Below are 23766 nucleotides of genomic sequence, written 5' to 3' on the forward strand. Positions count from 1 at the left end.
GGGTTTGTTGGCAAACTTTGGCGTAGTTTGTGTGTTCTTTGGTGCTCCGAGCCGGAATCGAACCGGCACGCCTCGCGGCGGCAGATTTTAAGTCTGCAGTGTCTACCAATTTCACCATCGGAGCAACATAGCCCGGCATTATGCCATGAAGCGGGGATAACTGCCATAGCAGCAACTCTCAGGCACAAAGAGCGGAATACTGATGACTAAATTTTCTGCGCCGGATGCTGGCGATTTCGCAGGTGCGGCCGAACTGCTGCTGCAGGCCGATAGCCTGCTCATTACGGCAGGTGCTGGAATGTCCATCGATTCCGGCTTGCCCGATTTCCGTGGCGAGCATGGTTTCTGGCGCGCCTATCCGGCACTGGGCCGACATGGCCTTAGCTTCTACGAGATCGCCAGCCCGCGTGCGTTTCGCGAACGGCCAGAATTGGCGTGGGGCTTCTACGGCCATCGCCTGCAACTTTACCGCCGTACTACGCCACATGAAGGCTTTGCCATCCTGCGTGCGCTTGCGCAAGACATGCCGCGCGGCGGCTTTGTCTTCACCAGCAATGTGGATGGCCATTTCCAGAAAGCCGGTTTTGCCGCAGCCCAGGTGGCCGAATGCCATGGCACCATCCACACGCTGCAATGTCTGGATGGCTGTGGCCATGCGCCATGGTCGGCGCAGCATTTCGATCCCGTGGTGGACGACGCTCGCTGCGAGCTGCGCTCAGCGTTACCGTGCTGTCCTGGGTGTCAGGGACTGGCGCGGCCGAATATCCTGATGTTCAGCGATGGCGGTTGGGATGGTGAGGCAGTCGAACAGCAGATGGCGCGGCTGGAACGCTGGCTGGCCAGAACCAGCCGCACGGTGGTGCTGGAGCTGGGTGCCGGTACGACCATCCCGACGGTGCGGCGCTTGGGCGAACAACTGGGCGCGCCACTGATACGGATGAATCCCGACGAGGCGGCCGTGGTCAGGCGCAGTGATATCAGCCTGGCCGTGCCAGCATTGGCGGGCCTGCGTGAACTAAGCGCTGCCCTCAAGGCAGCAGCATCATCACCAGACTGGCGATCCAGATGAAGGCGCTGCCGACGAAGGCCTTGTTGCCCCAGCTATAGCCGCGCACTTCACCCTGCCATGCGGCCAGCCCATAGATCAGCGCCAGTATCACGCCTATGGCAACGTTGAGAGGACTGGACAGGTCCCAGACTTTTTTGATGATCAGCGTGCTGAGCGCGGCGAGCGCGAGGGCGACCCGCATCCAGCCGGCCAGAGGAAAAGTTTGCATGAGCTTGTAAGGTCACTTGAATTGGACGGTGGGCGCATTATAGACGGCGCCATCGCTGCTGTGTGGGGACGCCCACAGTGAGGCGCTGCAGGCGCTACTAATATCAGCCTTCCGATCAATCGTTTTGGGAGGTGTTATGAAAAACCAGACTCAGGATGCACTGGCCATGCTCAAGGCCGATCACCAGCAGGTGGCGACGCTGTTCGCCGACTTCGAAGCGCTGAGCGACCGTTCCAAAGTCAGCAAGAAACGGCTGGCGGATCAAATTTGTGCGGCTTTGCGCCTGCATACTCGGCTGGAAGAGGAAATCTTTTATCCGGCCGTACGTGGGCCGGTAGACGATGATGATCTGATGGACGAAGCGCTGGTGGAACATGCCGCGGCCAAGGATCTGATTGCCCAGATCGAAGAACTGGATCCCGGCGATGAACTATACGATGCCCGCATCAAGGTGCTGTCGGAACAGATAGCCCACCACGTGGAGGAAGAAGAAGGGCAGATGTTTCCCGAAGTGAAAAAGAGCGGGGTGGATCTGGCCGCGCTGGGCCAGCAGATGGCTGAACTCAAAAACAGTCTGTCCAGCGCGGACTGAAGCAAGGGGACTGGCCGCAAACAGGATATTTGCGCACTTCAATATATTTTGTGATATAATATCTTCCAGTAAATTGAAAACGGAGGATATATGAGTGGCATGCCGGAATATAAAGATCTGACCAAACAAGTATCGGGCAAGATGCGCGACCTGCGCCAGTCCCAGCCGGACCTGATGACGGCCTTCAGCCAGCTGGCTGCGGCCGGTACCAAGGAAGGTGCGCTGGACAAGAAAACCCGCGAACTGGTGGCGCTGGGCATAGCCATTGCCTGCCGTTGCGATGACTGCATAGGTTTCCACGTGCAGGCGCTGGTCAAGCTGGGCACCACCCGTGCCGAGCTGGAAGAGGTGCTGGGTACGGCCGTCTACATGGGCGGCGGCCCGTCGATGATGTATGCCACCCACGCGCTCAAGGCATACGAAGAATTCACTGCTTGATCTGGAACAGATTGGCGGCCGTATCAGGGGATGCGCGGCTCGGGCGATTCGCTGCGGGTGATTTTCTTCCAGCCGTGCGGACGGCTGAACAGGTAGCGGTCCTTGCCATCCTGGAAGAATGCCAGTGCGTAGCCCTCCGGTACGGGAGCGTGTAAAGCTTCATCGCTGCAGGTATAGTCCCTTAACAGGACGCCTTGTTCAGGACATGAACGACGGTTTTCACCTTGCAGATAGACCACGGTGATGCTTTCCATGCCAGCTATTCCTCTAACCCTGTTCTGTTTGCTCAGGCAAGAATATACGCTGACCGGACAGATCTGGGCAGAGCTAGCGCGGTATGTGGCGCAAACTAGCAAATTATGTCCAAGACAAGCAACACGATGCTAGCATATTGCAACTTTTAACTGCCGTTGCTGGGCAGATGCCAGCAAAGTGCGGCGGCCGGGCCCGGGGGCGTTGCGCCAGCAGTTGCCGGGTGTTGTACCTTCGGCTACATGGGTAGACCGATAATCACTACAGGAGCTTGAAAATGAAGAAGAATGAAGGTTCGCTGGATCGCGCCTTGCGCGTGGTGGCTGGGGTAGCGCTGATCGGTCTGGCCGCGAGCGGCAATATCGGCGCGTGGGGTTATATCGGCGTGGTGCCACTGCTGACGGGCGCGCTGGGCTACTGCCCGCTGTACACGATTCTGGGCTTTAACACCTGCCCGCTGGAACGCGAGTAACTCAGGCTACACCCGGCATTGCGCCGTTAGACAAGGGCATGGACTGCGCAAGCGGTGCATGCCCTTGCTGTTTGCAGGACGGTGCTGCGGCTTCCGACAGCGGCAGCGGGGCGGCCGCCTGCAGTGCGCTGCTGCGTACCTGCTGGGTGCAGCGCGCCTGCAGGTAGTCGCGTAATTCTGCGGCCTTCACGGTGCGGCCGAAAAACACCGTGCCTTGCGGCAGTATGCCGCGCTCGGCCAGCGTGGCCGCATCGTATTCGGACAGGATGACGATGTGCATGGTCCACAGCTTGGAATCGCCCACCAGCGTGTTGAGCATGATGCAGCCATTGATGCCATTGCTTTCGAGATCGACCAGTAGCAGATCCGGCTGCTGGCGCGCCAGTTCCAGCATGGCCTGATAGATATTGCTGGAGAATTCCAGCGTGGCTGGCAAATGCCACTGGCTGTAGCGGCGCTGGAACTGCTCGCGCCGCTCGGCGTTGCCCTCTATCATCAGGATGCGCAAATGGTCGCTCTGTCCGGGCTCCAGCAACTGGTGGCCGGGCTGGGCTTTGTAGGCCAGCACTTCGGCCAGCGGCAGGCGACGATGGCCGCCGCGCGTCTTCCATGCACCGATGGCACCCGCTTCCACCAGGCGCTGCACGGACGAGACAGAAATCCCCAATATGCTGGCCGCGCGCTGGGTGGTGCACACCGCACTGGCCCGACTTGTGTTTTTCATTTGTAACATTCCCGCTTAGCCAAATTTAAACCAATTCTAGCAATAAAATGTACTTTTGTGTGAAATTCGGTATAATTGGTTTTATCGGTTTATTTGGAATGTCGGACAGCCGGGCAGCATCCACTGCCTTAGCGCTGCCAGCACAGGGGGACTGCCATGAATATCTTGATCGTCGACGATAACAAGCTCAATCTCGAACTGTTCTGTCACATGCTCAGCATGCTTGATACCGTGGTGGCCCGTCCCATGGCCGATCCGGTGGCGGCGCTGGCGTGGTGCGAACAGCACACGCCCGATCTGGTGCTGGTCGATTACATGATGCCCGAGCTGGACGGGCTGGAATTCCTGCGCCGCTTCCGTGCGCTGCCCGGCAAGCACGAAGTGCCGGTGGTGATGGTGACGGCCGATACGGAAATCGCCGTACGCCATGAAGCCTTGCGCCTGAGCGCCAATGATTTCCTGACCAAGCCCGTCAACCATGCTGAACTGAATGCCCGCGTGGGCAATCTGCTGGCCTTGCGCCGTGCCCAGTTGCAGCTGGCCGAACGGGCCGACTGGCTGACCCACGCCGTACGCAAGGCCACGGCCGATGTGGTGGCGCGTGAACACGAAGCCATCTGCCGCCTGTCGCGCGCGGCCGAATACCGCGATCCGGAAACGGGCGGCCATCTGCTGCGCATGGCGGCCTATGCGCGTCTGACGGCTGAAAATCTGGGCCTGAATGAAGCCAAGTGCGATCTGATCCGCGATGCCGCACCCATGCACGATATCGGTAAGGTGGGCATCCCCGATGCCATCCTGCTCAAGCCGGGGCCGCTCAACGAAGAGGAAATCGAGATCATGCGGCGCCATACGGAAATCGGTGCCAGCATACTGGCCGGTAGCGAGTCGCCGCTGCTGCAGGTGGGCGCCATCATCGCGCACAGCCATCACGAACGCTATGACGGCAGCGGCTATCCGCGCGGGCTGGCCGGCGATGCGATTCCGCTGTATGGCCGCATCGTGGCCGTGGCCGACGTGTTCGACGCGCTCACATCCGTGCGCCCCTATAAAGCTGGCTGGGATCTGCAGCGCGCCATCGAGTATATGCGCGACGGTTCCGGCAGCCAGTTTGATCCACTCTGCGTGGCCGCTTTGCTGGCCGACGTGGATGCTTTGCTGGCCATCCAGCACGCCTATCAGGCCCATGAACTTGCCGACCTCGGGAGCCCCGTATGAATGCCCAACGTTATCTAGGCCTGGCGGCTGATGCCCGGCCACACACGCTGCTGGACCATGTGCTGCTGCGTCAACAGCTAAAGAATGATGCCGAACTGAGCCGTGCGCTGCAGCTGGCGCCGTCCAGCCTGAGCAAGATCCGCCATGGCCGCACCGGCATCAGCGCCGAGCTGATGCTGCGCGTGCATGAAGTGTTCGAAATTCCGATTGCCGAACTGAAGCGGCTCGAAGCCATCCACCAGCAGTATCTGCAGCGCCATCCGCAGCCGGTCTGATGCAGCCGGCCGGAATTTAATCGGCCATGAAGCGGCCGCAGTCGACGATGCCCCAGGTCGCTTCTTCTTCGCTCGAGACTATGGCTTCGGGTATGCCCGGCAGTGCCAGATCCAGCGTTTCCGGCGGCAGGTAAACCATGGACTTGAGCGAATAGATTACCCGCACGATGGGGGCGAGCAGCGATTTGCGGTTGTCCAGCACCACGGCCAGTCTATCGCTCTTGAGCCGCACCAGCGTGCCTATCGGGTAGATGCCTATGCAGCGCACGAAAGCGGCGAACAGGGTGGCGTCAAACTGGCCTTCCTTGGTCCATTCCGTCATGCGTGCCAGCGAAGTCACAGGCGACCAGCCTTCCTTGTACGGGCGGTTGGAAGTAATCGCGTCGTACACATCGCAGATGGCGCCCATGCGTGCCTGCAGGCTGATTTGCTCGCCGGGCAAGGCATCGGGATAGCCTTTGCCGTCGATGCGCTCATGGTGGTGCAGGCAGACATCGCGCGCAATCGCCGGCACGTTGCCGGTTTGCGCCAGCAGTTCGAAGCCGGCGCGCGGATGGCCCTGGATGGTGCTGTATTCGCTGTCCGTCAGGCGGCCCGGCTTGTTGAGAATTTCGATGGGAATCGCCATCTTGCCCACATCATGCAGCAGGCCGGCCAGACCGCAGTCGCGCACTTCATGGTCGGGCAGATTGAGCTGGCGCCCCAGTGCCACCATCATGGCGCACACGGCCACCGAGTGCATATAGGTGTAGTCATCGATCTTCTTCAGCCGCACCAGACTGATCAGGGCGCCCGGATTGCGCAGCACGGATGCAGTGATTTCATCGGCTAGCTGGACGGCCGTTTCGGTGCTGATCAGCTTGCCCATGCGCGCGTCGTTGAACATTTCATCGACCGCTTCGCGCGAAGTCTTGACGATGCGCTTGGCCCGTTTCAGTTCATCGCTGGTGCTGGTGGGCGCTTCCACCTTGAAGCGGAACTCGGGCGGCGTGCCATGCACGCTGATCGCAGCGCTGGCGCTGGCGACGGGTGCACCGGGCGCCGGGCTAGTGGCGGTCGGCGTGCTGGCCGCTGCTTGCGGCGCTGCTTCGGCGGCGTCCGCCGCAACATCGAGGCCGCGCGTGGTATCGATCCAGACTTCGCGCGCCGTACTGCCTTGCAGCTTCTTGAGATCGCTGGCGCTCTTGAGCGCGAACGAGGCAGTCCAGAACGGGTTATCCAGCCAGGTGCCGCAGACTTTATGCACATACATTCCGATCTGGGCCTGATCGACGGTAATCTTTTTAAACATGAGAGCGAACTGTCACGGTGGGTTAATGGGTGCTGAAGAAGTCTAGTTGCTCCGGTTCAAACAGGGTATAGCTGGCGTCGCGGGTGCTGATCACGCGGAACGGCTTGCCGGCCACGCGGATGGCACGGGGCAGGCTGGCAGTGAGGGCCGGCAGCAGGGTTTCCACTGCATCGACCAGCAGGCCGAGAACTTTTTCCTCATGGCGGATCACCAGCATGCGGGTCGGGGCCTGGCCCAGCGCATGCAGCGGCAAGGCCTGACCCCGCCATGTAATGCTACCACTGCCGTTCTCGCCCTGGTCAGCAGCCAGCGAAAAATCGGCCGGCAGCACGCACACCTGTTCCACTAGCTGGATGGGGACGGCCAGACGGATGCCGGTATTGCACACCAGATAGGCGTCGCGCGAGCGTTGCAGCACGCTGTCGGTGCACTGTAGCTGGCTGGTTTTGGCAGTGCGCGGGATCAGTTGCAGCAGGGCCGTACTATCGAGCAGGCGGATGGGGCTGGCTTGATCATCGACAATCAGGCCTGCATACAGCGCGCCATCTTCGGCGCCGCTGAGCTGGTCCGGGCGGAAACGGCGCAGCGTGGTGGCGGCGTCTATGGGCAGGCCCAGATAACCATGCTGGTCGCCGACCACGGCCAGCATGGCCGTCTCGTTCTGGCTGGCACCGAGCTGGGCTGGAGCCAGCAGATACACATGCTGGCCGCGCCAGTCCACCACGCCGCGCAAGGGGCCGCCCCACAGGAAGGCCGTACTCATGGGCGGGCACGGTGTGACTTCATGGATCAGTTCGGCGGGCAGGGCATAGCGCTGGCCGGCCAGTTCGAACACGCCCATGGGCGGCAGCAAACGTGCTTCTTCGCTGGCGGGCTGGTGCTGGTGATCCTGTTCCAGCTGGGCCGCTTGAATGGCGCTGCGGGCCTGGCTGGCCAGACTGGCGCCATCGAGCAGGTGCAGGGTGGCGCCATCGTCCAGCGTGACGCTGCGCAGTAGCGGTGTGCTGCTGTGCGGCTGGGCGGCTGCCAGCAGCGCGGCCGGCAGCTCGCGCATGCCGCCCAGCTGGTCGACGCGCAAGGCCAGCCGTATGCCCTGATGCTGCAGTATCAGATGGTAGCCGCCAGTGCTGGCGTCAGCGCTGCTGTGCGGCAGGCCGGGCAGCCAGTGGGCCAGATCGAGCGCGGGCAGGCGTTGCTGTTCCAGCGTCAAGCTGCCGGCCAGCTCGGGCGTGGCTTGCGCCAGCGCGCCCGGGACTTCATAGGGGCGGGCCTGCTGCACCAGTGCAGCGTCCACGCCTAGCTGCCAGCTACCCAGCTGCAGCATGGCATAGGTGCTGGCCGGAGTACTGGTCTGGGCTGCGCTAGGGGCGGTCATATCAGGCCTGATGGGTGGCGGAGGCCTGCAATTCTTCCAGCAGGGTCTGGACATGGCGACCAGCATCGACCTGATGGGCCGTGGCTTTATCGATCTGGCTGATGGACGCGCTGGTGTTGCGTACCGATTGCAGAATCTGGTCCAGCGCCATGCTGACCTGATCGCTGATGCGGCCGCCTTCGCTGACGCGCAACACGTTCTGATCGATCAGGCGCGAGATGCCATGCGCTACCTGGGCCGACTTTTCGGCCAGCTTGCGCACTTCGTCGGCCACCACGGAGAAGCCCAGGCCATGCTCGCCGGCACGGGCCGCTTCTACCGCCGCATTGAAAGCCAGCAGATTGGTCTGGCTGGCGATATCGCTGATGGCGCCCACCATATCGTGCACTTCCTGCGAGGACTTCTGGATTTCATGGATGGAGGCAAGCGATTTTTCCAGCAGTGTGCGACCTTCGCGCGCCTGCTGCTCGGTGTGCTGGGCGATGCCGCTCGACTGTTCGGCGCTCATGGCGATATGGTCGATATCATCCGCTAGCGCGTGCATGATCTTGCCGATCTGCTCGACCTTGTTGCTGACGGTTTCTTCGCGCGCCACCTGCTGGGTAATGTCGGTGGCGAACTTGACCACCTTGTAGGGCTTGCCGTTCAAATCCAGTATCGGGTTGTAGCTGGCCTGCAGCCAGATGGTGGCGCCATGATTGCCGATGCGGCGGAAGCGCGCATTCTTGAACTGGCCTTCGCCCAGATCGGCCCAGAAATGACGGTATTCGGCTGACTGCACCAGCGCGGTATCGCAGAACATGCTGTGGTGGCGGCCGACGATCTGTTCCAGCGTGTAGCCGACGCAGCGCAGGAAATTGGCATTGGCATCGAGGATGTTGCCGGACAGATCGAATTCGATCTGGGCTTGCGAGCGGTTGATGGCCGTGAGCTGGCCTGCCGCCTCATTGCTCAGGCGCTTGGCGGTACTGATGTCGCTGGCGTATTTGACGATTTTGACGGGCTGGCCCAGCGTATCGAGGATGGGGTTGTAGCTGGCCTGTATCCAGACATCCTTGCCCTGCTTGTCGACGCGGCGGTATTCGCCGGCGAGGAATTCGCCGGCCGTCAGGCGGCGCCAGAATTCCTGATACTGGCTGCTGCCCGCATCGGCTGCCGTGCAGAACAGGCTATGGTGCTGGCCCAGTACTTCGTCGGCCGTGTAGCCCATGATGCTGAGGAAGTTGTCGTTGGCGCGTAGCAGCTTGCCCTGCAGGTCGAATTCGACCACGGCCAGCGCTCGCTCGATCGCCGTGTTCTTGCCGTTCAGGTCGAGCTGGCTGCGGCGGCTGGCCGTGATATCGGTCATGATGACTACCGTGCCCAGCTCGCCAACGGGCAGGAACAGGGCTTTCAGCCAGTGTTCTGTCGCATCGGCGCAGGCGTGACGGAATTCGTCTTCGTAGCGCTGGCCTTGCGCCAGTTGCTGCCACAGTTCGGGCGCGTTGAAATCGCTGTGATGGATGGGGTCGAACAGGCTGCCCACATGCTGCTGTAGCGCTTGCGCTTGGGTGATGCCGAACACTTGCAGCGCGACGTCATTGATCAGCTCGACCATGCCCTTGCGGTCCAGCCGCAGGACGGGGCGGCAGGCGGCCAGCGCATCAAACAGGCTGTGGTCCAGAGAGGTGGCGGCCGCAGGCTGGGCGGCGGTGATGCGGGATAGCTGCGTAGTCATGGCTGTGACTTGCTCCGGTATAAGTCAAAAGGAAATATTTAATTCCATGGAGCAAGTATATGCGAATTTCGCAAAAAAAACACTTTAAATGTTTTTCTGCGCGAAATTTCGCATTTTCCGCCGAGCTAGCTCTTGTTCGGATCGTATTTGAGCTGCAGCTTGTAGTTTTCCGGCGCAATTGAGCTATCAAACGGATAGCGACTGAAGTTCTGCTGGTCGACCATGCCGAGCTGGATCAGCAGCGTATGGGGCAAACGGGTCTGGCGTTTTTCCAGCACATTCACGGCGGCATTGATGGCTACGCGGGCCTGGCTGACGGCGCGCGTATCGGCGGCGGCAGCAATATCGCCCAGACGTATGGCTTCAGCGATCTCGTTGGTCAGGTCGAACGCCACCAGTTTGATCTTGCCGGCCAGTCCGGCCGCTTTCAGCGGGGCGACGGCGGCCGGCGCGCAGCCGGTGCAGCCTATCAGGTAATCGATCTTGTTGCCGTAGCGGGCCAGCATCTGGCTGGCCAGTTCGGCCTGCTCGCCGGCATCGCTATCGCCATAGCGGATATCGATGATGTTGACTTCGAGGTCGGCCACCTGGGCCGCATAGCGCGTGCCATCGACTTCGCCTTTGACCCAGCCGGCGCCAAGCGGGCCGGGCAGCAGGGCCAGATTGACCGTCTTCAGGCCGCGCTTGCGCGCATCATCAAGCACCCAGCGGGTGGCCTGGCGCCCCATTTCACGCAGCGAGGTGGTGATCTTGATAGTCAGGTCGTCGCTGCGGCTATCATTGGCCAGTTCGAATACGGGAATGCCGGCGGCGCGCGCTTTGGCGATCGAGGCATTATTGGCCGTCATGCCTATCGGCGAAACGACGATGGCATCGTAATGGGCGGCGATCGCTTCATCCATCAACTGCAGCTGGCCGGCCAGATCGTCATAGCCGGTGGCCGGCAGGATATCGATGGCAACGCCGAGCCGGCGCGCTTCGCTGATCAGGGCCGAGCTGCAAGCCACCCAGTAGGGGTCTTTGACATGCGGGAACAGGAAGGCGATGCGCCAGACTTTGCTGGCCTTGGCCGCCATGGGAAACACGGTACGTTCCACTTTGCCGCTGGCCAGCGCATCGTCGGCCGTGCCGTTGGGCTGCACCGGTGCATAGATGGCATCGACGGGTATCGGGCTGTAACGGGGCGGGGCGGGTATTGCCGCAGGTTGAGCGGCCAGGCTGTGCGCTGCGCAGCAGAGCGTCAGGCAAAACAGCGACAATATGCGGATTCTGGGCATGTTGCGGTCTCAATAAGGCAGCCCCGGAACGAGGGCGTTGTGGCTTATTTTACCTGCAAGTAGTGCCGCAAATGTAAACAAAAGTTTCATCTGAGCAGTTTTTTGCATTCCTGCTCCAGTGTGTTGCGCAAGCCACGCCGGCCGCACCGGGCCGGGCGCAAGCTCGCTTATTTCAAGTCTCAGGCAGGCTGCTGGTTGGCTTCTTCAGGCAGCACCGGCAGTTCGTCCAGGCCGGTCCACGAGGCCGTGGCGACTTCCGTCACGAGGATTTTGACGCCGCCGCTCTGGATTTCATCGGCGATGCGGAAGATAGCGTCACGCACTTCATTGATGGCTTCTTTGCCGTGATAGACGTAGTTACCCGCTGGCAGTACATAGCCGCGGCCATCTTCGGCCTTGATGCCGCTGCCCACTTGATATTTGCGCAGTTCATCGGTCAGGCGCTCGAGGGTATCGGCGGCTGGCTGGGCATACGAAACGTGAATGATGTAATTAACCATAGTAGAACCTTAATTGAGGAACGAGCATGATGCGCCAAGGTTTTTACAATTGCAACCCATGGGACGGGACGATGGTGTAGCATGCGGGTCGGTCCGGGCGCGTGTTGGCGCCCGGTCCGGCGGCGCTTCCATGCCGCACAGAGTCAGGAAGTCAGGAGTCAGAACATGCAAATCAAGATTAACGAAACCCTGCGCGGCTATATCGAACCGCTCACGCAGGCTGAATTTACGGCACTCGAGCAGAGCATCCTGCAGGAAGGCTGCCGCGACGCGCTGGTGCTGTGGCAGGACGTGCTGGTGGACGGGCATAACCGCTACCAGATCTGCCAGCAGCACGGCATCCCGTTCAAGGTCACGGAAAACACCAGTTTCCGCAATCTGGAAGATGTCAAACTGTGGATGATCGACAACAATCTGGGGCGCCGCAGCATCTCCGACTACCAGCGCGGGGTGCTGGCGCTGCGCAAAAAAGAGATCATGGCGGCCCGTGCGGCCGAGCTGGTGGCGCAGGCGGCGGCCGAAGATGCGGCCATCGCGCCGCCGGAAGGCGATGCGGGCAAGCGGGTGGCGGCCATGCCGCTGACCTCGCGCGAGGATATCGCCCGTGCGGCCAGACTGAGCAGCGCCACCATAGGTCAGATTGAAAAAATCCAGAAGACGGCCACGCCGGAACTGGTGGAGGCGGTGCGCTCCGGCACGATCTCCATCAATGCGGCAGCCACGGTGGCATCGCTGCCGGAAGCGGAGCAGTTGGCGGCCGTGGCTGGCGGCAAAAAGGAATTGCAGAAAGCCGCCAAGGAAGTGCGCGAACTGCGTGCGGCGGCCCGTCCGCCCAAAGAACCCAAGGAAGGGCGCGACGGCATTGCTGCAGCGGGCGAGGGCGCTTATGGCCGGCCGGCCACGGAAGTAGACGAGCTGCGCGCCGAGAATGCCGTGCTGCGCGAGAAGAATGCGGCCTTGCGCGAGGAAATTACGGCGCTGCAGAAGCGGCTGTCGGAGCTGATGGGCGCGAGCTGATCCGGCCAGCGGCTACGCTGCCGGCTGGGCATGGTATGGTTTAAACGGTTTTTACAGGAGTGGCCGCATGGGCTTAGGTCGTACGCTTGTTTCTCTGCTGTGTGCTGCGGCATGTGGCGATGTGCTGGCTGGCGCGCCGGCTGCTCTGGCTGCAACAGCGCAGCGCGTGACCATTTTGCGCGATACCTGGGGCATTCCCCATGTGTACGGCAAGACGGATGCGGATGCCGTGTTCGGCCTGATGTATGCACAGGCCGAAGACGATTTCAAGCGCGTCGAACGCAATTACATCAATGCCATGGGACGGCTGGCCGAAGTGGAGGGCGAAGCAGAACTGTACCGTGATCTGCGCATGAAGCTGTTCATCACGCCGCAACAGCTCAAGGCCGAATACCGCCGTAGTCCCGCCTGGCTCAAGCAGCTGATGGTGGCGTTTGCCGATGGCCTGAACTACTATCTGGCCACCCATCCGGAAGTCAAGCCTGCCCTGATTACCCATTTCGAACCGTGGATGGCGCTCAGCTTTAGCGAAGGCAGCATAGGCGGCGATATCGAAACGGTCGATCTGAAACAGCTGGAAGCGCTGTACCGCGATGGCGCCCGTCTGCCCGAGCCTAAATCGCAGCCGGTGGCGCTGGCCGCGCTGTACCGGCCCGGCGAGCGTGAGCCGGGCGGCTCCAACGGTTTTGCCATAGCGCCCCAGCTCACGCGCAATGGCTATCCGCTGCTGCTGATCAATCCCCACACCTCGTTCTATTTCCGCCCCGAAGTGCAGGTCAGCAGCGAGCAGGGCCTGCATGCCTATGGTGCGGTGACCTGGGGCCAGTTCTTTGTCTACCAGGGTTTTAACGACAGGCTGGGCTGGATGCATACTTCAGGCGGCGGCGATGCCATCGACGAATATCTGGAAACTGTGCGCGCGCAGAACGGCAAGTTCTACTACCGTTATGGCCAGCAGTGGCGCGCCCTGAAGCCGGTGGATATCCGCCTGCCATATAAAACGCCGCAAGGCATGGCCAGCAAGCTGGTGCGCGTGTATTACAGCCATCACGGCCCGATCGTGCGCGCGCTCGATGGCAAATGGGTGGCGGTGCGCATGATGAACCAGCCCCGCCAGGCCCTGACCCAGTCGTATATCCGCACCAAGGCGCGCAATTACCGCGAGTTCTACCGCGCCATGGAGTTGCGCAGCAATTCCTCCAACAATACCGTGTACGCCGACGTGGATGGCAATATCGCCTATTTCCACGGCAATTTCATACCGCGCCGCGATCCGCGTTTCGACTGGAAGCATCCGGTCGATGGCAGCAATCCGGCCACGGAATGGCAGGGCTTGCACAAGGTCAGCGAGACCATCCAGCTGTTCAATCCGCGCACGGGCTGGATCCAGAACACCAATAACTGGCCTTACACGGCAGCCGGTGCGGCCAGTCCCAAGGCCAGCGACTATCCGGCCTATATGTCGCTGCAAGGTGAAAATGCGCGCGGCATCCATGCCTTGCGCGTGCTGCAGGACCAGCGCGATTTCACGCTCGATAGCCTGATTGCCGCCGCCTACGATACGCTGCTGCCGGCCTTCGAGCCGCTGCTGCCGCAGCTGTTCGCGGCCTACGACGGGCTGGCCGAGGATGCGCCGCAGAAGGCGGCACTGGCACAGCAGATCGCCGCGCTGCGCAGCTGGAATCTGCGGTATGCGCTCGATTCCGTACCGACCTCGCTGGCCATCTTCTGGATGCAGGAACTCAGCAACAGCTATGCTGCCAGTGCGCGCACGCTGGAAATGCCGCTGCTTGACTATGTGGAACAGCGGCTCACGCCGGCCCAGCGGCTGGCAGCGCTGGAACAGGCCAGCGCCAAGCTGACGGCCGATTTCGGCCAGTGGCAGACGCCGTGGGGCGAGATTAACCGCTTCCAGCGCCTGTCCGACGATCTGGTGCAGCAGTTCGATGATAACCAGCCCAGCTTGCCTGTGCCGTTTGCTTCGGCCAACTGGGGTTCGCTGGCCGCCTACGGCATGACCAGCAAGAGCAAGACGCGGCGCATTTATGGCGAGCGCGGCAACAGCTTTGTGGCGGTGGTGGAGTTCGGGCCGCAGATCCGCGCGCGTAGCGTGCTGGCCGGCGGCCAGAGCGGTAATCCGGCCTCACCGCATTTCAACGATCAGGCCGGCATGTATGCGCGTGGTGAATTTAAAGAGATATGGATATCTCGAAAGGACGTCGAAGCGCATCTCGAGAAGCGCTATCATCCGGGCGAGTAAGTTCTTGCGGCGCGGCTTCCACCGCGGGGGCCTTGATCCAGACCAGATTGCTGACCTTGTTGTTACGCGGATTGCCGTCGCGGTGGCGCACATGGCTGTGGCCGGCAGGGTTGGGCAGATGGGCTTCGGCCACCAGATGATGGACCAGGAATTCGCCCGTGCGCTTGCCATTGCGTAGCTTGACCTGCAAGCCATGCGGCGTGACTTTGGGGCGCACTGCATGGATTTTGCGGCGGCCAGCGGCCAGTACGCGGCCATCTTTGGAGACTTTATAGAAATCGCTGCCTTGCACGGGCTTGGCCGCAGCCACGCCTATCGAATACACCGTTGCAATGGCCAATACGCCGATCAGAATAATAAACAGTTCCATGGTGTGAGAGCCAGAGTAAGAGTCGAGTAAAAAGTGGGTCTGTCCGGGTCGGGAGATCCGGACGGAATTCCCGATAGCGAGATGTTAACACTGGCACAGCTTGCTGCGTAGCGCGAATAAGCGGCTGAACTACCCCTATATTTGCGCTTGACGGCGGGGCGCAGTTTATAATCCGTGCAGACCGATAGCGCACGGCATAGGCGCACTAACCCGAACGACAGAAGGCTGCAGTGGCAAAACTCTATTTCCGCTACTCTGCGATGAACGCAGGTAAATCCACCGCCATGCTACAGGTGGCACACAATTACGAAGAACAGGGCCAGACCGTGCGTCTGTTCACGGCCGCCATCGATAACCGCTACGGCGTGGGCTATGTGACTTCGCGCCTGGGCCCGCAGCGTGAGACGGAAGTGTTCGACGCTGATACCAATTTCCTCGAGCGCATAGACCAGAAGATCGCCTGCCTGCTGATCGACGAAGCCCAGTTCCTGACTACGGCACAAGTGCAGCAGTTGCACCAGCTCGCGCAGGTGCGCGGCATCCCCGTGATCACCTATGGCCTGCGCACGGATTTTCGTGGTGAACCTTTCCCCGGCTCGGCCTATCTGCTGGCACTGGCCGACGATATCGAAGAACTCAAGAATATCTGCACCTGCGGCAAGAAAGCCACCATGAATATCCGCGTGGACGAGCAGGGCAAGCGCATCAAGGATGGCGAGCAGATCAGCATCGGCGGCAATGAAAGCTACCGTCAGGCCTGTGGCCGCTGCTTCTATTCCGAACTGGGCTAACGTCTGCGCCCATGCCTGAGCTGAGCACGCTGTCGCCTGCAGTCTTGGCGTCCGGCTTGCTGGTGCTGGGCTGGCTGGCCCTGCTGCGCTGGCTGCGCCACAGCCTGTATCTGCTGGCGCTGCTGAGTTTCTGTGCCACCGTGCTGCACGAAGCCTGCCACTGGCTGGTGGGCCTGCTGCTGCATGCGCGTCCCATCGCGGTGGCGCTGTGGCCACGCCGGCAGGGGCAGCGCTGGATCATGGGCGCGGTCAGCTTCCGCAACCTGCATCTGGCAAACGCTGCGCCGGTCGCACTGGCACCACTGGCGCTGTTTCCGCTGGGCTGGCTGCTGGCGCGCCACTGGCTGCTGCCGGCCTATGCTGCCGGCCATTACGGCAGTTGGACTATGGCCGGCTATGTGGTGGCCTGCTGCGTGGTTGGCGGCCTGCCGTCGGTAGTCGATGTGCGCGTTGGCGCTCTGTCCGCGCTGCTGTATGTGCTGCTGGGTGTGGGCCTGTGGCAACTGGCCGTGTATGCGGGCCTGTTGTAGCGGCTTGACTATTTGCTAGCGTAGCGGGCGCGCCACTTCGGATGAAGTACAAGCGGCTTTATCAGTTATCATTGCTTGCATGGAGATACCTATCCAATTCTGCCGGATGGTCTTGCTGCTGGCCAGTGTGCTGACCGGCGGGCTGGCTTGTGGCAGCGCGCAGGCGCAGGCTGCTGAGCCCGGCCAGCCCACAGTCATCTGGCTGAGTTCGTACTTTGCGCCCGTGAATGTGCCGGTCGAGGGCAAGCCCGGCGACGGTATTGCCGACCGGATTACCGAATATGTGGTGGCGCACTGGACGCAAGCCCAGCACCAGTTCGTGCGCGCCAATCCCACCCGTATCTGGCATATGCTGGGGCAGCAGGCCAGCATGTGCGATACGGCCGCGCTGCGCACGCCGGAGCGGGAAAAACTGGCGTATTTCCGCGATGTGTTCTTTTCCCCGCCACCGCAGGTGATCCTCCGGCCCGAAGCGCTGGACCGGGTGCGCCTGAACGAGCAGGGGCAGGTCGATCCCGTCGAACTGATGAACAATCCTGATCTGCGTGGCGTCATCGTCAAGCAGCGGGCCTATGGTCCGGCCGTCGATCAGGTGCTCAGGCAGCCGGGCGGACGCCTGAATGTGGAGCAACTGGCCAGCCCGAATTATGGCGCTGGCACTTTGAAAATGATCTTGCTCGGACGGGCCGATTATCTGATTGAATACGACATCACGCTGGCCTATGCAATTACCCAGGATGCCGCATTGGCACGCCTGAAGGTGCTGCCGCTGAAGGGCGCGGAGAATTTTGTCGTGACGGGCTTTGCCTGCCCCCGCACGCCATGGGGGCTGGCGACCATACGCCGCATCGATGCCATCCTGTCCACGCCGGAAGCGGCGGCGCTGATCGTCAACACCGAGCTGGGTGCGCTGACCAGTGCCACCGTAGCCCGCTACGGCGCCCAGATCCGCGAATCCGTGCGCCGCGCCAGCGTGGTGGATGCCGAGCGTTTCCGCTAGCCGGTCTAGTGCTGGTGGCCGCCTGCGAGCGGACGCACCACGGCTTCCACCGTGACCTTGCTGCGGACCTGCTTGGCATCTTCGATTTCCAGCGTGAGCGGCACTTTGTCACCATCGGCCAGCGGGCGCTGCAGTTGCATCAGCATCAGGTGGTAGCCGCCCGGTACCAGCTTGACGGGCTTGCCGGCTGGCAGGGCCAGACTGTCGAGCTGGCGCATGCGCATCACATCGTTGCTCATGCTCATTTCATGCACTTCCACGGTACCGGCTACGGGCGAACTGGCTGCTACCAGCCGGCTATCCTGGGCCGCGCTGAGCGTCATGAATGCGCCCGTGGCTTTTTGCTGGGCGACGGTGCCGCGCACCCACGCTTCGCTGACAGTGACCTGGGCCATGGCGGGCAGGGCGGCGAGTAAAAACAGGTTGAGCAGACGTTTCATTGGAAGAGTCCTTTCAGAAAATTGCTGGGAGATTTCGGTTGCAGCAGCGTGCGCAGATCGGCTGCGCACTGTTCGGCTGTCTGTTCGTGTCGCAGTGCCAGACGGATGGCGCCGTGTTCATCGAACACATAGGTGATGGCCGTGTGGTCCATGGTGTAGGAACTGCCGCTGGCGACTTTGCTGTAATAGATCTTGAAATCGCTGGCCGTGCGTGCCGTCTGGGCCTTGTCGCCGCGTACAGCGATAAAGCCGGGATCGAAGGCGCGCATATACGCGTCCAGCAGGGGCGCCGTGTCGCGCTCGGGATCGACGGTGGCAAACAGCACTTGCAGGCGCTGGCCATCGGCACCCAGCAAACGTTTGATTTCGACTGCGCGCGACAGCGCAGTAGGGCAGACGTCGGGGCACTGGGTGAAGCCGAAGAACAGCAGCACCAGCTTGCCGCGGAAGTCCTTGACCGAGGCAGGCTTGCCGTTGGTGTAGGACAGGTGCAGGTCCGGCCCTATGCTGCTGCCGGTGATGTCGATGCCGCTAAGCTTGGGCGCAGCGGCGCTGGCTGGCGTCACGGCCAGCATGGTGGTGGTGAAAACGGCTGCGCTGGCCCTGGCCAGTGCAGTGATAACAGTACGGCGTTGCATAAATATCCCGTAAAAACGTAAGAAATGCGGGCTGCGCAAGGCAGCCGCCACTTGACGGACTTCAGGACAGGGCAGGCGGGGCACGTGGCTGGGCCAGATGCCAGTGGGCGTGGCAGGCTGGTGCTGCGGGCGCTACGCCGGCATACAAGGCCGCGCCTGCGGGCAGGACGGGCAGACCGGCCAGCGCAACTGGCGGGGCGTAGGTATCGGCGCTGCTGCTGCAGAACAGGCAATGTTTGAGGCTGTGGGTGGCGGCCGGTGTCTGGCCCGGGGCAGGCGTGCTGCGGCAGACTTCGGCGGCCCATGGCGTGGCTGCGGTGTTGCGCGCCGCGCTGGCCCATGCCGGGACGAGCAATTGCAGCACGATCGCCAGACAGACGATCAGGCCAGTTGCTTGCTTGCGCTTGAGAAATGCACCCATGGGCCGATTATAGGCTGTTCTGTGTTTCTTTTCAGCTAGCTTTAAGCTGGCACGGGGACACTGCAATCTTGCAGAGCCGAGCTGCCCCCTATCCTGTAGAATGGAATAGCAGTTATCCGCACTGCGCATAACCGATTAATGAGATTGCAAATTTAGTTCCGGAGTAAGCCGATGAAGAAGCAAATGCTGTTGGTCGCCATGCTGGCGGCGCTGTCCGTGCAAGTTGGCGCTGCCGTGCCGGAGAAAGCCGCGGCCGATACTGTGATCAAGCCGCAGCCGGGCCAGACCCAGGCTGCCCTGTGGGCTTCGCGCGTGCTGGGCAAGCTGCACTACAAGCCCATGCCGCTGGACGACGCCATGTCGGAAAAAATCTTCGACCGCTACTTCAAGTCGCTCGATTCGGAAAAGCTGTTCTTCAGCCAGGCCGATATCGACCAGTACACCATCGTGCGCACCCGCCTCGATGATGCGATTCTGGGCGAAAACCTCAGCGTACCATTTGCCATCTACAACCTTTATCAGCAACGTTTTACCGAGCGCATCAGCTACGCGCGCGAATTGCTGAAGACTAAATTTGATTTCGCTACCGATGAGAGCTACCAGTACGACCGCGAAAAGGCTGATTGGGTAAAAAGCGATGCCGAGCTCAAGGACCTGTGGCGCAAGCGTGTCAAGAATGACTGGCTGCGCCTGAAGCTGGCCGGCAAGGATGACAAAAGCATCCGTGACACGCTGGACAAGCGCTACGAGAATTACATCAGCCGTTCGCGCAAGCTGACCAATGAGGACGTGTTCCAGATCTTCATGAATGCCTATGCGATGTCGATCGAGCCGCATACCAACTATCTGGGCCCGCGCGCTTCCGAGAACTTCGATATCGCCATGCGGCTGTCGCTGGAAGGCATAGGCTGCGTGCTGCAGACGCGCGAGGAGTACACGGTGGTGCGCGAAGTAGTGCCCGGCAGCCCGGCCGGCCTGTCCGGCAAGATCAAGGTGGGCGACCGCATCTTTGGCGTGGCCAAGGATGACAAGAGCCCCATGACGGAAGTGCTGGGCTGGCGCATCGACGACGTGGTAGCGCTGATCCGCGGCCCGAAAGACTCGACCGTGCGGCTCGACATCCTGCCGGCCGATGCTGGCGTGGATGGCAAGCACACCACGGTGACGCTGGTACGCAAGAAAATCAGCATGGAAGAACAGTCGGCCAAGAAATCCATCTACGAGGTGAAGGACGGCGCCGTCAAGCGCCGCGTTGGCGTGATTTCGCTGCCGACCTTCTATCTGGACTTCGAAGCGCGCCGCCGCAATGACCCCGACTACAAGAGCGCCACGCGCGATGTGGCCCGTCTGCTGGTTGAGCTGAAGAAAGAGAAGGTCGACAATGTGCTGATCGACCTGCGCAACAACGGCGGCGGCTCGCTCAGCGAAGCCGTCGAGCTGACCGGTCTGTTCATCGACAAAGGCCCGGTGGTGCAGCAGCGCAGTGCCGACAACAAGGTGGAAGTGGAAAGCGACACCAATGCCGGCATGGCCTGGGATGGTCCGATGGGTGTGCTGATCAACCGCGGCTCGGCCTCGGCGTCAGAGATTTTCGCGGCAGCAATTCAGGATTATGGCCGCGGCGTGATCATCGGCGAGCCCAGCTTCGGCAAAGGCACGGTACAGACCATCTTCCCGCTCGACCGTTTTGCGCCCAACGATAAAGTGCATTATGGTGAACTCAAGCTGACCGTGGCCCAGTTCTTCCGTATCAATGGCGGTACCACCCAGCTGCGCGGCGTGACGCCCGATATCAAGCTGCCGACCATGGGCGACTCTGATACTTTCGGCGAATCGAGCTATGACAATGCGCTGCCGTGGGTAGCCATCAAGCCGGCTGTCTATATTCCTGTGGGCGACCTCAAGGAAATGCTGCCTATACTGGACAAGAAGCATGAGGCTCGCGTGGCCAAGGACAAGGACTTCCAGTACCTGTCGGAAGATATAGCGCTGGTCAAAAAGCAGCGCAAGGACAACCTGATTTCGCTCAATGAAGTGGCGCGTCGCAAGGAGCGCGAAACCCAGGATGCGCGCGCCAAGCTGCGCGAAGCGCGGCTGCTGTCGCCCGTGCCCGGCGCTGACGATCCTATCCTGATACCGGACGCCAAGGAGCTGGCCAAGCAGGCAGCGGCCGCCAAAGCCGGTAACGGCAAGACGGCAGCAGCACCGAAAGTGGCGGCCGTCAAAGGCGCTTTGCGTACGGATGATGGTCTGCAGGGCGACGAGCGCACACTGGCGGCCGAGCTGGACGCGGAAAAAGCCGCCAAGGCCGCCAAGGATGTACTGCTCAATGAAGCTGTGCACATCCTCGCGGACGAAGTCAGCCTGCTGAAGACGGATACGCGCATGGCGTCGCGCGTGCTGCCTTACGCCGTGGACAGCGTCAAATAGGCAAAAATGTAACTTGATGCAAAGAAATCTGCCACGCAAGTAGGCGGCAGATCAGCAGATATTCACCAAATATATTTCAGGCATTATGAATAAAAATTGGAAATATATTCTGCCGTAGAGCATCATTCACCTGTCTCCTCTATTCTCCTCCAAGGAAATAGATTCAGCCCGCTCCCGTAGCGGGTTTTTTTTTGCCCTGTCGTTTCGAACGCTTCCCAACTCGCCGCGCCACTCGAGGCGATGGATGCACTAGAATGCTGCTTTAAAGTTAATTTTGGGCGGTGTCTGTTGGCTATTTCGCGTTTAACCTGGCTCGCCGTAGCCGCTGTTGTGCTGGTGCTGGGCGGGGCTGGTGTGTATGGGTGGAAGCGGGCCAGCGCGCCTGCCGGTGGCAATGCCGCCGCGGTGCACGGCAAAATCCGCGCAACCGAACCGCACTGGCGCGCCCGTGTCGCCGTTTATGCGGGACTGGCACCGGCCCAGAGCTTCGACGATCCTTTCGGGCTGGTACGCGATAGTGCCGGCAATCTGTATCTGGCCGAAGGCGGCGAGGCCAACCGCGTGGTACGCATCGGCAGCGATGGCGCCGTGACGCTGCTGGCCGGCGGCAAGGAAGGCTTTAGCGATGGCAGCGGGGCGGCCGCTGCGCTGCATACGCCTTCGGGGCTGGCCATCGATGCGGCTGGCAATCTCTACGTTGCCGATACGGGCAATCACGCGATCCGCAAAATCGATGCGCAAGGCGTAGTCACTACGCTGGCCGGCGACGGTATCGCTGGCGATCAGGACGGGCAGGGCGCTGCAGCGCGCTTTAACGGCCCCGTGGGCATCGCGGTGGACCGTGCCGGCGTGGTGTATGTGAGCGATACGTATAACGACCGCATCCGCAAGATTACGCCGGACGGCATGGTCAGCACGCTGGCTGGCGGCAAGCGCAATGGCATGGTGGATGGCGCGGCTGGCGAAGCGCGCTTCGATCTGCCCACGGGGCTGGTAGTGGCGCCGGACGGCACGCTGCTGATCGCCGATACGGGCAATGATGCGATCCGCCGGCTGGGACCGGACGGCATGGTCAGCACCATTGCCGCCGCGCCCGAAGATGAGCGCGTCTCGCTGCTGCGTGCGCCGGTGGCGCTGGCGCTCACGCATGACGGCTTTCTGTACCTGGCCAGCCAGAGCCACGGCCGTATCGCCCAGATCACGCCTCAGGGCGAAGTGCTGGCGCTGGAAGACGTCGATCATCCGGCCCAGCCCGGTTATGGCGCGGATGGCGGCGTGCGCCTGCATGCGCCGCGCGGCATGACGCTGGCGGCCGATGGCAGCCTGTACCTGAGTGATAGCGCCACGCGCCGGCTCTACCATGTGGCTGCCGCAGCCAGCATGGCGACCAGTACCGAGCCGCCCGTGGCGCTGCCGCTGCCCGGTGCGCGTACGCTGTGGCCGGTAGCACCGCAGGATCAGCCGCATGAAGTGGTGGGCCTGATGGGCGAAGTGCGCGGCAGTTTCAAAGGCGAGAGCCGGCACCATTTCCATTCCGGGCTGGACGTGCAGGCCGCGATCGGCACGCCGGTACTGGCCGTGATGGCGGCCAAAGTCAGCAACCCTGCCGCCAGCTGGTCCTATGGCGATCTATCGGAGGGGCTGGCGCTGGGCGAATTCAACTACATCCACATGCGCGTAGGGCGCGATGCCAAGGACAAGGTGCGTGATGCGCGTTTCCAGTTGCAGCGCGACGAGCAGGGCAAGCCGGTGGCGCTGCGCGTGCGGCGCGGCACCCGTTTCGGTGTGGGAGAGGTGCTGGGCAGCGTCAATCGCATGGCCCATGTTCACCTTGATTACCGTCCGGCTGGCGAGGCCGTCAATCCGCTGACGCTGCCGTTTTCGGGCTTGCGCGACACCATCGCGCCGCAGATCCAGCGCATCGCGCTGGCCGATAGTCAGGGCCAGCCACTGACGGCGAAACAGCAGGGCAGGCTGTTGCTGCCGCGCAGTCTGGGCGGGGTGCAGATCATTGTCGATGCGTTCGACCAGATGGATGGCAATCAGGCACGGCGCCGGCTGGGGCTGTATCAGCTGGGCTACCAGCTACTCGATAGCAGCGGCCAACCGCTGGCAGGCATGGCGCCGCTGCCGGCCGCCCAGACCTACGACCGCCTGCCGCGCAACCGCGAAGCCGTGCAGTATGCCTATGCGCCCAGCAGCGGCATCACCGTGCATGGCGCGGCCGAAACCCGTTTCTCCTATGCGCTGCACAACACGCTGGTGCAGGGCCAGATCCAGCCCGGCCTGTGGCAGATCGGCGCACTGGCGCCGGGTGCCTACATCCTGCGCATCAGTGCACGCGACTATGCGGGCAATCCGGCCAGCGGCGTGCACGATCTGGCCGTACAGGTCGAGTAATCCTCCATTGGCTCGCGCGGCCATACGCGGCGCCACGAAAATGCCACGGTGCCGTCCAGAT

Annotated in this window: 25 protein-coding genes and 1 tRNA gene; 13 read left to right on the forward strand and 13 right to left on the reverse strand. The window is 61.8% G+C overall.

Annotated features, from left to right (window positions below; genetic code table 11):
• Positions 1–39 precede the first annotated feature (39 nt).
• Positions 40–124 (reverse strand) — tRNA-Leu (locus GM655_RS07495).
• Positions 125–202: 78 nt separating this feature from the next.
• On the opposite strand from GM655_RS07495, the gene GM655_RS07500 reads away from it, so the two are divergent.
• The gene (locus tag GM655_RS07500) at positions 203–1069 is read left to right on the forward strand and encodes an SIR2 family NAD-dependent protein deacylase (protein ID WP_155433902.1); all 867 of its coding nucleotides are present in this window, start codon (positions 203–205) and stop codon (positions 1067–1069) included.
• Here GM655_RS07500 and GM655_RS07505 read toward each other — a convergent pair.
• Positions 1029–1277, reverse strand: a complete 249-nt coding sequence (locus GM655_RS07505; protein ID WP_155433903.1) for a hypothetical protein — start codon at positions 1275–1277, stop codon at positions 1029–1031. The two genes, GM655_RS07500 and GM655_RS07505, sit on opposite strands and share 41 nt — an antisense overlap.
• 136 nt (positions 1278–1413) lie before the next feature.
• Here GM655_RS07505 and GM655_RS07510 point away from each other — a divergent pair, with 136 nt between their 5' ends.
• Positions 1414–1869 (forward strand): hemerythrin domain-containing protein, encoded by a 456-nt coding sequence (locus GM655_RS07510; RefSeq protein ID WP_155433904.1) that lies wholly within the window; start codon positions 1414–1416, stop codon positions 1867–1869.
• A 90-nt stretch (positions 1870–1959) separates the two neighbouring features.
• Complete coding sequence (locus tag GM655_RS07515; RefSeq protein WP_155433905.1) at positions 1960–2307, forward strand: carboxymuconolactone decarboxylase family protein; 348 nt, start codon at positions 1960–1962, stop codon at positions 2305–2307.
• A 23-nt stretch (positions 2308–2330) separates the two neighbouring features.
• On the opposite strand, the gene GM655_RS07520 is transcribed toward GM655_RS07515, so the two are convergent.
• Positions 2331–2561 (reverse strand): hypothetical protein, encoded by a 231-nt coding sequence (locus tag GM655_RS07520; RefSeq protein WP_155433906.1) that lies wholly within the window; start codon positions 2559–2561, stop codon positions 2331–2333.
• A 275-nt stretch (positions 2562–2836) separates the two neighbouring features.
• On the opposite strand from GM655_RS07520, the gene GM655_RS07525 reads away from it, so the two are divergent.
• Entirely contained in the window at positions 2837–3031 is a 195-nt protein-coding gene (locus GM655_RS07525) for a YgaP family membrane protein (RefSeq protein WP_155433907.1), read from the forward strand.
• Position 3032: 1 nt separating this feature from the next.
• Here GM655_RS07525 and GM655_RS07530 read toward each other — a convergent pair whose 3' ends face one another.
• Entirely contained in the window at positions 3033–3755 is a 723-nt protein-coding gene (locus GM655_RS07530; RefSeq protein ID WP_155433908.1) for a helix-turn-helix domain-containing protein, read from the reverse strand.
• 156 nt (positions 3756–3911) lie between these two features.
• Between GM655_RS07530 and GM655_RS07535 the strand changes: the two genes are divergently transcribed.
• Both GM655_RS07535 and GM655_RS07540 read left to right on the forward strand, forming a co-directional pair.
• A complete protein-coding gene (locus tag GM655_RS07535; RefSeq protein WP_155433909.1) occupies positions 3912–4973 on the forward strand; it encodes an HD domain-containing phosphohydrolase in 1062 nt (353 codons plus the stop codon).
• On the forward strand, positions 4970–5248 hold the full coding sequence (locus GM655_RS07540) for a helix-turn-helix domain-containing protein (protein ID WP_155433910.1): 279 nt from the start codon (positions 4970–4972) through the stop codon (positions 5246–5248). The genes GM655_RS07535 and GM655_RS07540 overlap by 4 nt, the downstream gene beginning before the upstream one ends.
• A 16-nt stretch (positions 5249–5264) precedes the next feature.
• Here the strand turns inward: GM655_RS07540 and GM655_RS07545 are convergent, their stop codons facing one another.
• The 5 genes from GM655_RS07545 to GM655_RS07565 form a co-directional block, all read right to left on the reverse strand.
• Positions 5265–6539 carry an HD-GYP domain-containing protein gene (locus GM655_RS07545; protein WP_155433911.1) on the reverse strand — a complete coding sequence of 425 codons (1275 nt, stop codon included), beginning with the start codon at positions 6537–6539 and terminating at the stop codon, positions 5265–5267.
• A gap of 22 nt (positions 6540–6561) precedes the next feature.
• Positions 6562–7914: a chemotaxis protein CheW gene (locus tag GM655_RS07550; RefSeq protein WP_196308720.1), complete on the reverse strand. Its 1353-nt coding sequence runs from the start codon at positions 7912–7914 to the stop codon at positions 6562–6564.
• A gap of 1 nt (position 7915) precedes the next feature.
• Positions 7916–9631 (reverse strand): methyl-accepting chemotaxis protein, encoded by a 1716-nt coding sequence (locus GM655_RS07555; RefSeq protein ID WP_155433913.1) that lies wholly within the window; start codon positions 9629–9631, stop codon positions 7916–7918.
• A gap of 125 nt (positions 9632–9756) precedes the next feature.
• Positions 9757–10908 (reverse strand): TMAO reductase system periplasmic protein TorT, encoded by a 1152-nt coding sequence (gene torT, locus GM655_RS07560; RefSeq protein ID WP_155433914.1) that lies wholly within the window; start codon positions 10906–10908, stop codon positions 9757–9759.
• Positions 10909–11087: 179 nt separating this feature from the next.
• Positions 11088–11408, reverse strand: coding sequence for a hypothetical protein (locus GM655_RS07565; RefSeq protein ID WP_155433915.1), 321 nt, complete (start codon positions 11406–11408; stop codon positions 11088–11090).
• Between the two features lie 165 nt (positions 11409–11573).
• Here GM655_RS07565 and GM655_RS07570 point away from each other — a divergent pair, with 165 nt between their 5' ends.
• Both GM655_RS07570 and GM655_RS07575 read left to right on the forward strand, forming a co-directional pair.
• A complete protein-coding gene (locus GM655_RS07570) occupies positions 11574–12425 on the forward strand; it encodes a hypothetical protein (protein ID WP_155433916.1) in 852 nt (283 codons plus the stop codon).
• 67 nt (positions 12426–12492) lie between these two features.
• Positions 12493–14685 carry a penicillin acylase family protein gene (locus GM655_RS07575; RefSeq protein WP_155433917.1) on the forward strand — a complete coding sequence of 731 codons (2193 nt, stop codon included), beginning with the start codon at positions 12493–12495 and terminating at the stop codon, positions 14683–14685.
• On the opposite strand, the gene GM655_RS07580 is transcribed toward GM655_RS07575, so the two are convergent.
• Positions 14615–15055 carry an HNH endonuclease gene (locus tag GM655_RS07580; protein ID WP_155433918.1) on the reverse strand — a complete coding sequence of 147 codons (441 nt, stop codon included), beginning with the start codon at positions 15053–15055 and terminating at the stop codon, positions 14615–14617. The two genes, GM655_RS07575 and GM655_RS07580, sit on opposite strands and share 71 nt — an antisense overlap.
• Before the next feature lie 230 nt (positions 15056–15285).
• Here GM655_RS07580 and GM655_RS07585 point away from each other — a divergent pair, with 230 nt between their 5' ends.
• From GM655_RS07585 to GM655_RS07595, 3 genes are all read left to right on the forward strand, one after another.
• Positions 15286–15846: a thymidine kinase gene (locus GM655_RS07585; protein WP_371866728.1), complete on the forward strand. Its 561-nt coding sequence runs from the start codon at positions 15286–15288 to the stop codon at positions 15844–15846.
• A gap of 11 nt (positions 15847–15857) precedes the next feature.
• Complete coding sequence (locus GM655_RS07590) at positions 15858–16376, forward strand: hypothetical protein (protein ID WP_155433919.1); 519 nt, start codon at positions 15858–15860, stop codon at positions 16374–16376.
• A 79-nt stretch (positions 16377–16455) separates the two neighbouring features.
• Positions 16456–17376, forward strand: a complete 921-nt coding sequence (locus GM655_RS07595) for a TIGR02285 family protein (protein ID WP_155433920.1) — start codon at positions 16456–16458, stop codon at positions 17374–17376.
• Between the two features lie 5 nt (positions 17377–17381).
• Here the strand turns inward: GM655_RS07595 and GM655_RS07600 are convergent, their stop codons facing one another.
• The 3 genes from GM655_RS07600 to GM655_RS07610 all read right to left on the reverse strand — a co-directional run bounded on the left by GM655_RS07600 (position 17382) and on the right by GM655_RS07610 (position 18875).
• Entirely contained in the window at positions 17382–17816 is a 435-nt protein-coding gene (locus GM655_RS07600; protein ID WP_155433921.1) for a copper chaperone PCu(A)C, read from the reverse strand.
• Complete coding sequence (locus tag GM655_RS07605; protein WP_155433922.1) at positions 17813–18454, reverse strand: SCO family protein; 642 nt, start codon at positions 18452–18454, stop codon at positions 17813–17815. Before GM655_RS07605 ends, GM655_RS07600 begins: the two co-directional genes overlap by 4 nt.
• 61 nt (positions 18455–18515) lie before the next feature.
• Positions 18516–18875, reverse strand: a complete 360-nt coding sequence (locus GM655_RS07610) for a DUF2946 family protein (protein ID WP_155433923.1) — start codon at positions 18873–18875, stop codon at positions 18516–18518.
• 171 nt (positions 18876–19046) lie between these two features.
• Between GM655_RS07610 and GM655_RS07615 the strand changes: the two genes are divergently transcribed.
• Both GM655_RS07615 and GM655_RS07620 read left to right on the forward strand, forming a co-directional pair.
• The gene (locus tag GM655_RS07615; protein WP_155433924.1) at positions 19047–21305 is read left to right on the forward strand and encodes a carboxy terminal-processing peptidase; all 2259 of its coding nucleotides are present in this window, start codon (positions 19047–19049) and stop codon (positions 21303–21305) included.
• Positions 21306–21593: 288 nt separating this feature from the next.
• Positions 21594–23705, forward strand: a complete 2112-nt coding sequence (locus tag GM655_RS07620) for an NHL domain-containing protein (protein ID WP_229632410.1) — start codon at positions 21594–21596, stop codon at positions 23703–23705.
• Positions 23706–23766: the final 61 nt, after the last annotated feature.

Origin of the sequence: Pseudoduganella danionis (assembly GCF_009720775.1) — a bacterium.
Taxonomy (GTDB): domain Bacteria; phylum Pseudomonadota; class Gammaproteobacteria; order Burkholderiales; family Burkholderiaceae_D; genus Rugamonas; species Rugamonas danionis.

Excerpts from the sequence above, each read along its gene's own strand:
- GM655_RS07600 (WP_155433921.1), bottom strand. The coding sequence starts at position 17,816 with ATGAAACGTCTGCTCAACCTGTTTTTACTCGCCGCCCTGCCCGCCATG.
- GM655_RS07570 (WP_155433916.1), top strand. The coding sequence starts at position 11,574 with ATGCAAATCAAGATTAACGAAACCCTGCGCGGCTATATCGAACCGCTC.
- GM655_RS07520 (WP_155433906.1), bottom strand. The coding sequence starts at position 2,561 with ATGGAAAGCATCACCGTGGTCTATCTGCAAGGTGAAAACCGTCGTTCA.
- GM655_RS07515 (WP_155433905.1), top strand. The coding sequence starts at position 1,960 with ATGAGTGGCATGCCGGAATATAAAGATCTGACCAAACAAGTATCGGGC.
- GM655_RS07500 (WP_155433902.1), top strand. The coding sequence starts at position 203 with ATGACTAAATTTTCTGCGCCGGATGCTGGCGATTTCGCAGGTGCGGCC.
- GM655_RS07550 (WP_196308720.1), bottom strand. The coding sequence starts at position 7,914 with ATGACCGCCCCTAGCGCAGCCCAGACCAGTACTCCGGCCAGCACCTAT.
- GM655_RS07610 (WP_155433923.1), bottom strand. The coding sequence starts at position 18,875 with ATGGGTGCATTTCTCAAGCGCAAGCAAGCAACTGGCCTGATCGTCTGT.
- GM655_RS07575 (WP_155433917.1), top strand. The coding sequence starts at position 12,493 with ATGGGCTTAGGTCGTACGCTTGTTTCTCTGCTGTGTGCTGCGGCATGT.
- GM655_RS07605 (WP_155433922.1), bottom strand. The coding sequence starts at position 18,454 with ATGCAACGCCGTACTGTTATCACTGCACTGGCCAGGGCCAGCGCAGCC.
- GM655_RS07580 (WP_155433918.1), bottom strand. The coding sequence starts at position 15,055 with ATGGAACTGTTTATTATTCTGATCGGCGTATTGGCCATTGCAACGGTG.
- GM655_RS07530 (WP_155433908.1), bottom strand. The coding sequence starts at position 3,755 with ATGAAAAACACAAGTCGGGCCAGTGCGGTGTGCACCACCCAGCGCGCG.
- GM655_RS07590 (WP_155433919.1), top strand. The coding sequence starts at position 15,858 with ATGCCTGAGCTGAGCACGCTGTCGCCTGCAGTCTTGGCGTCCGGCTTG.
- GM655_RS07540 (WP_155433910.1), top strand. The coding sequence starts at position 4,970 with ATGAATGCCCAACGTTATCTAGGCCTGGCGGCTGATGCCCGGCCACAC.
- GM655_RS07555 (WP_155433913.1), bottom strand. The coding sequence starts at position 9,631 with ATGACTACGCAGCTATCCCGCATCACCGCCGCCCAGCCTGCGGCCGCC.
- GM655_RS07565 (WP_155433915.1), bottom strand. The coding sequence starts at position 11,408 with ATGGTTAATTACATCATTCACGTTTCGTATGCCCAGCCAGCCGCCGAT.
- GM655_RS07510 (WP_155433904.1), top strand. The coding sequence starts at position 1,414 with ATGAAAAACCAGACTCAGGATGCACTGGCCATGCTCAAGGCCGATCAC.
- GM655_RS07615 (WP_155433924.1), top strand. The coding sequence starts at position 19,047 with ATGAAGAAGCAAATGCTGTTGGTCGCCATGCTGGCGGCGCTGTCCGTG.
- GM655_RS07535 (WP_155433909.1), top strand. The coding sequence starts at position 3,912 with ATGAATATCTTGATCGTCGACGATAACAAGCTCAATCTCGAACTGTTC.
- GM655_RS07545 (WP_155433911.1), bottom strand. The coding sequence starts at position 6,539 with ATGTTTAAAAAGATTACCGTCGATCAGGCCCAGATCGGAATGTATGTG.
- GM655_RS07595 (WP_155433920.1), top strand. The coding sequence starts at position 16,456 with ATGGAGATACCTATCCAATTCTGCCGGATGGTCTTGCTGCTGGCCAGT.
- GM655_RS07525 (WP_155433907.1), top strand. The coding sequence starts at position 2,837 with ATGAAGAAGAATGAAGGTTCGCTGGATCGCGCCTTGCGCGTGGTGGCT.
- GM655_RS07505 (WP_155433903.1), bottom strand. The coding sequence starts at position 1,277 with ATGCAAACTTTTCCTCTGGCCGGCTGGATGCGGGTCGCCCTCGCGCTC.
- torT (WP_155433914.1), bottom strand. The coding sequence starts at position 10,908 with ATGCCCAGAATCCGCATATTGTCGCTGTTTTGCCTGACGCTCTGCTGC.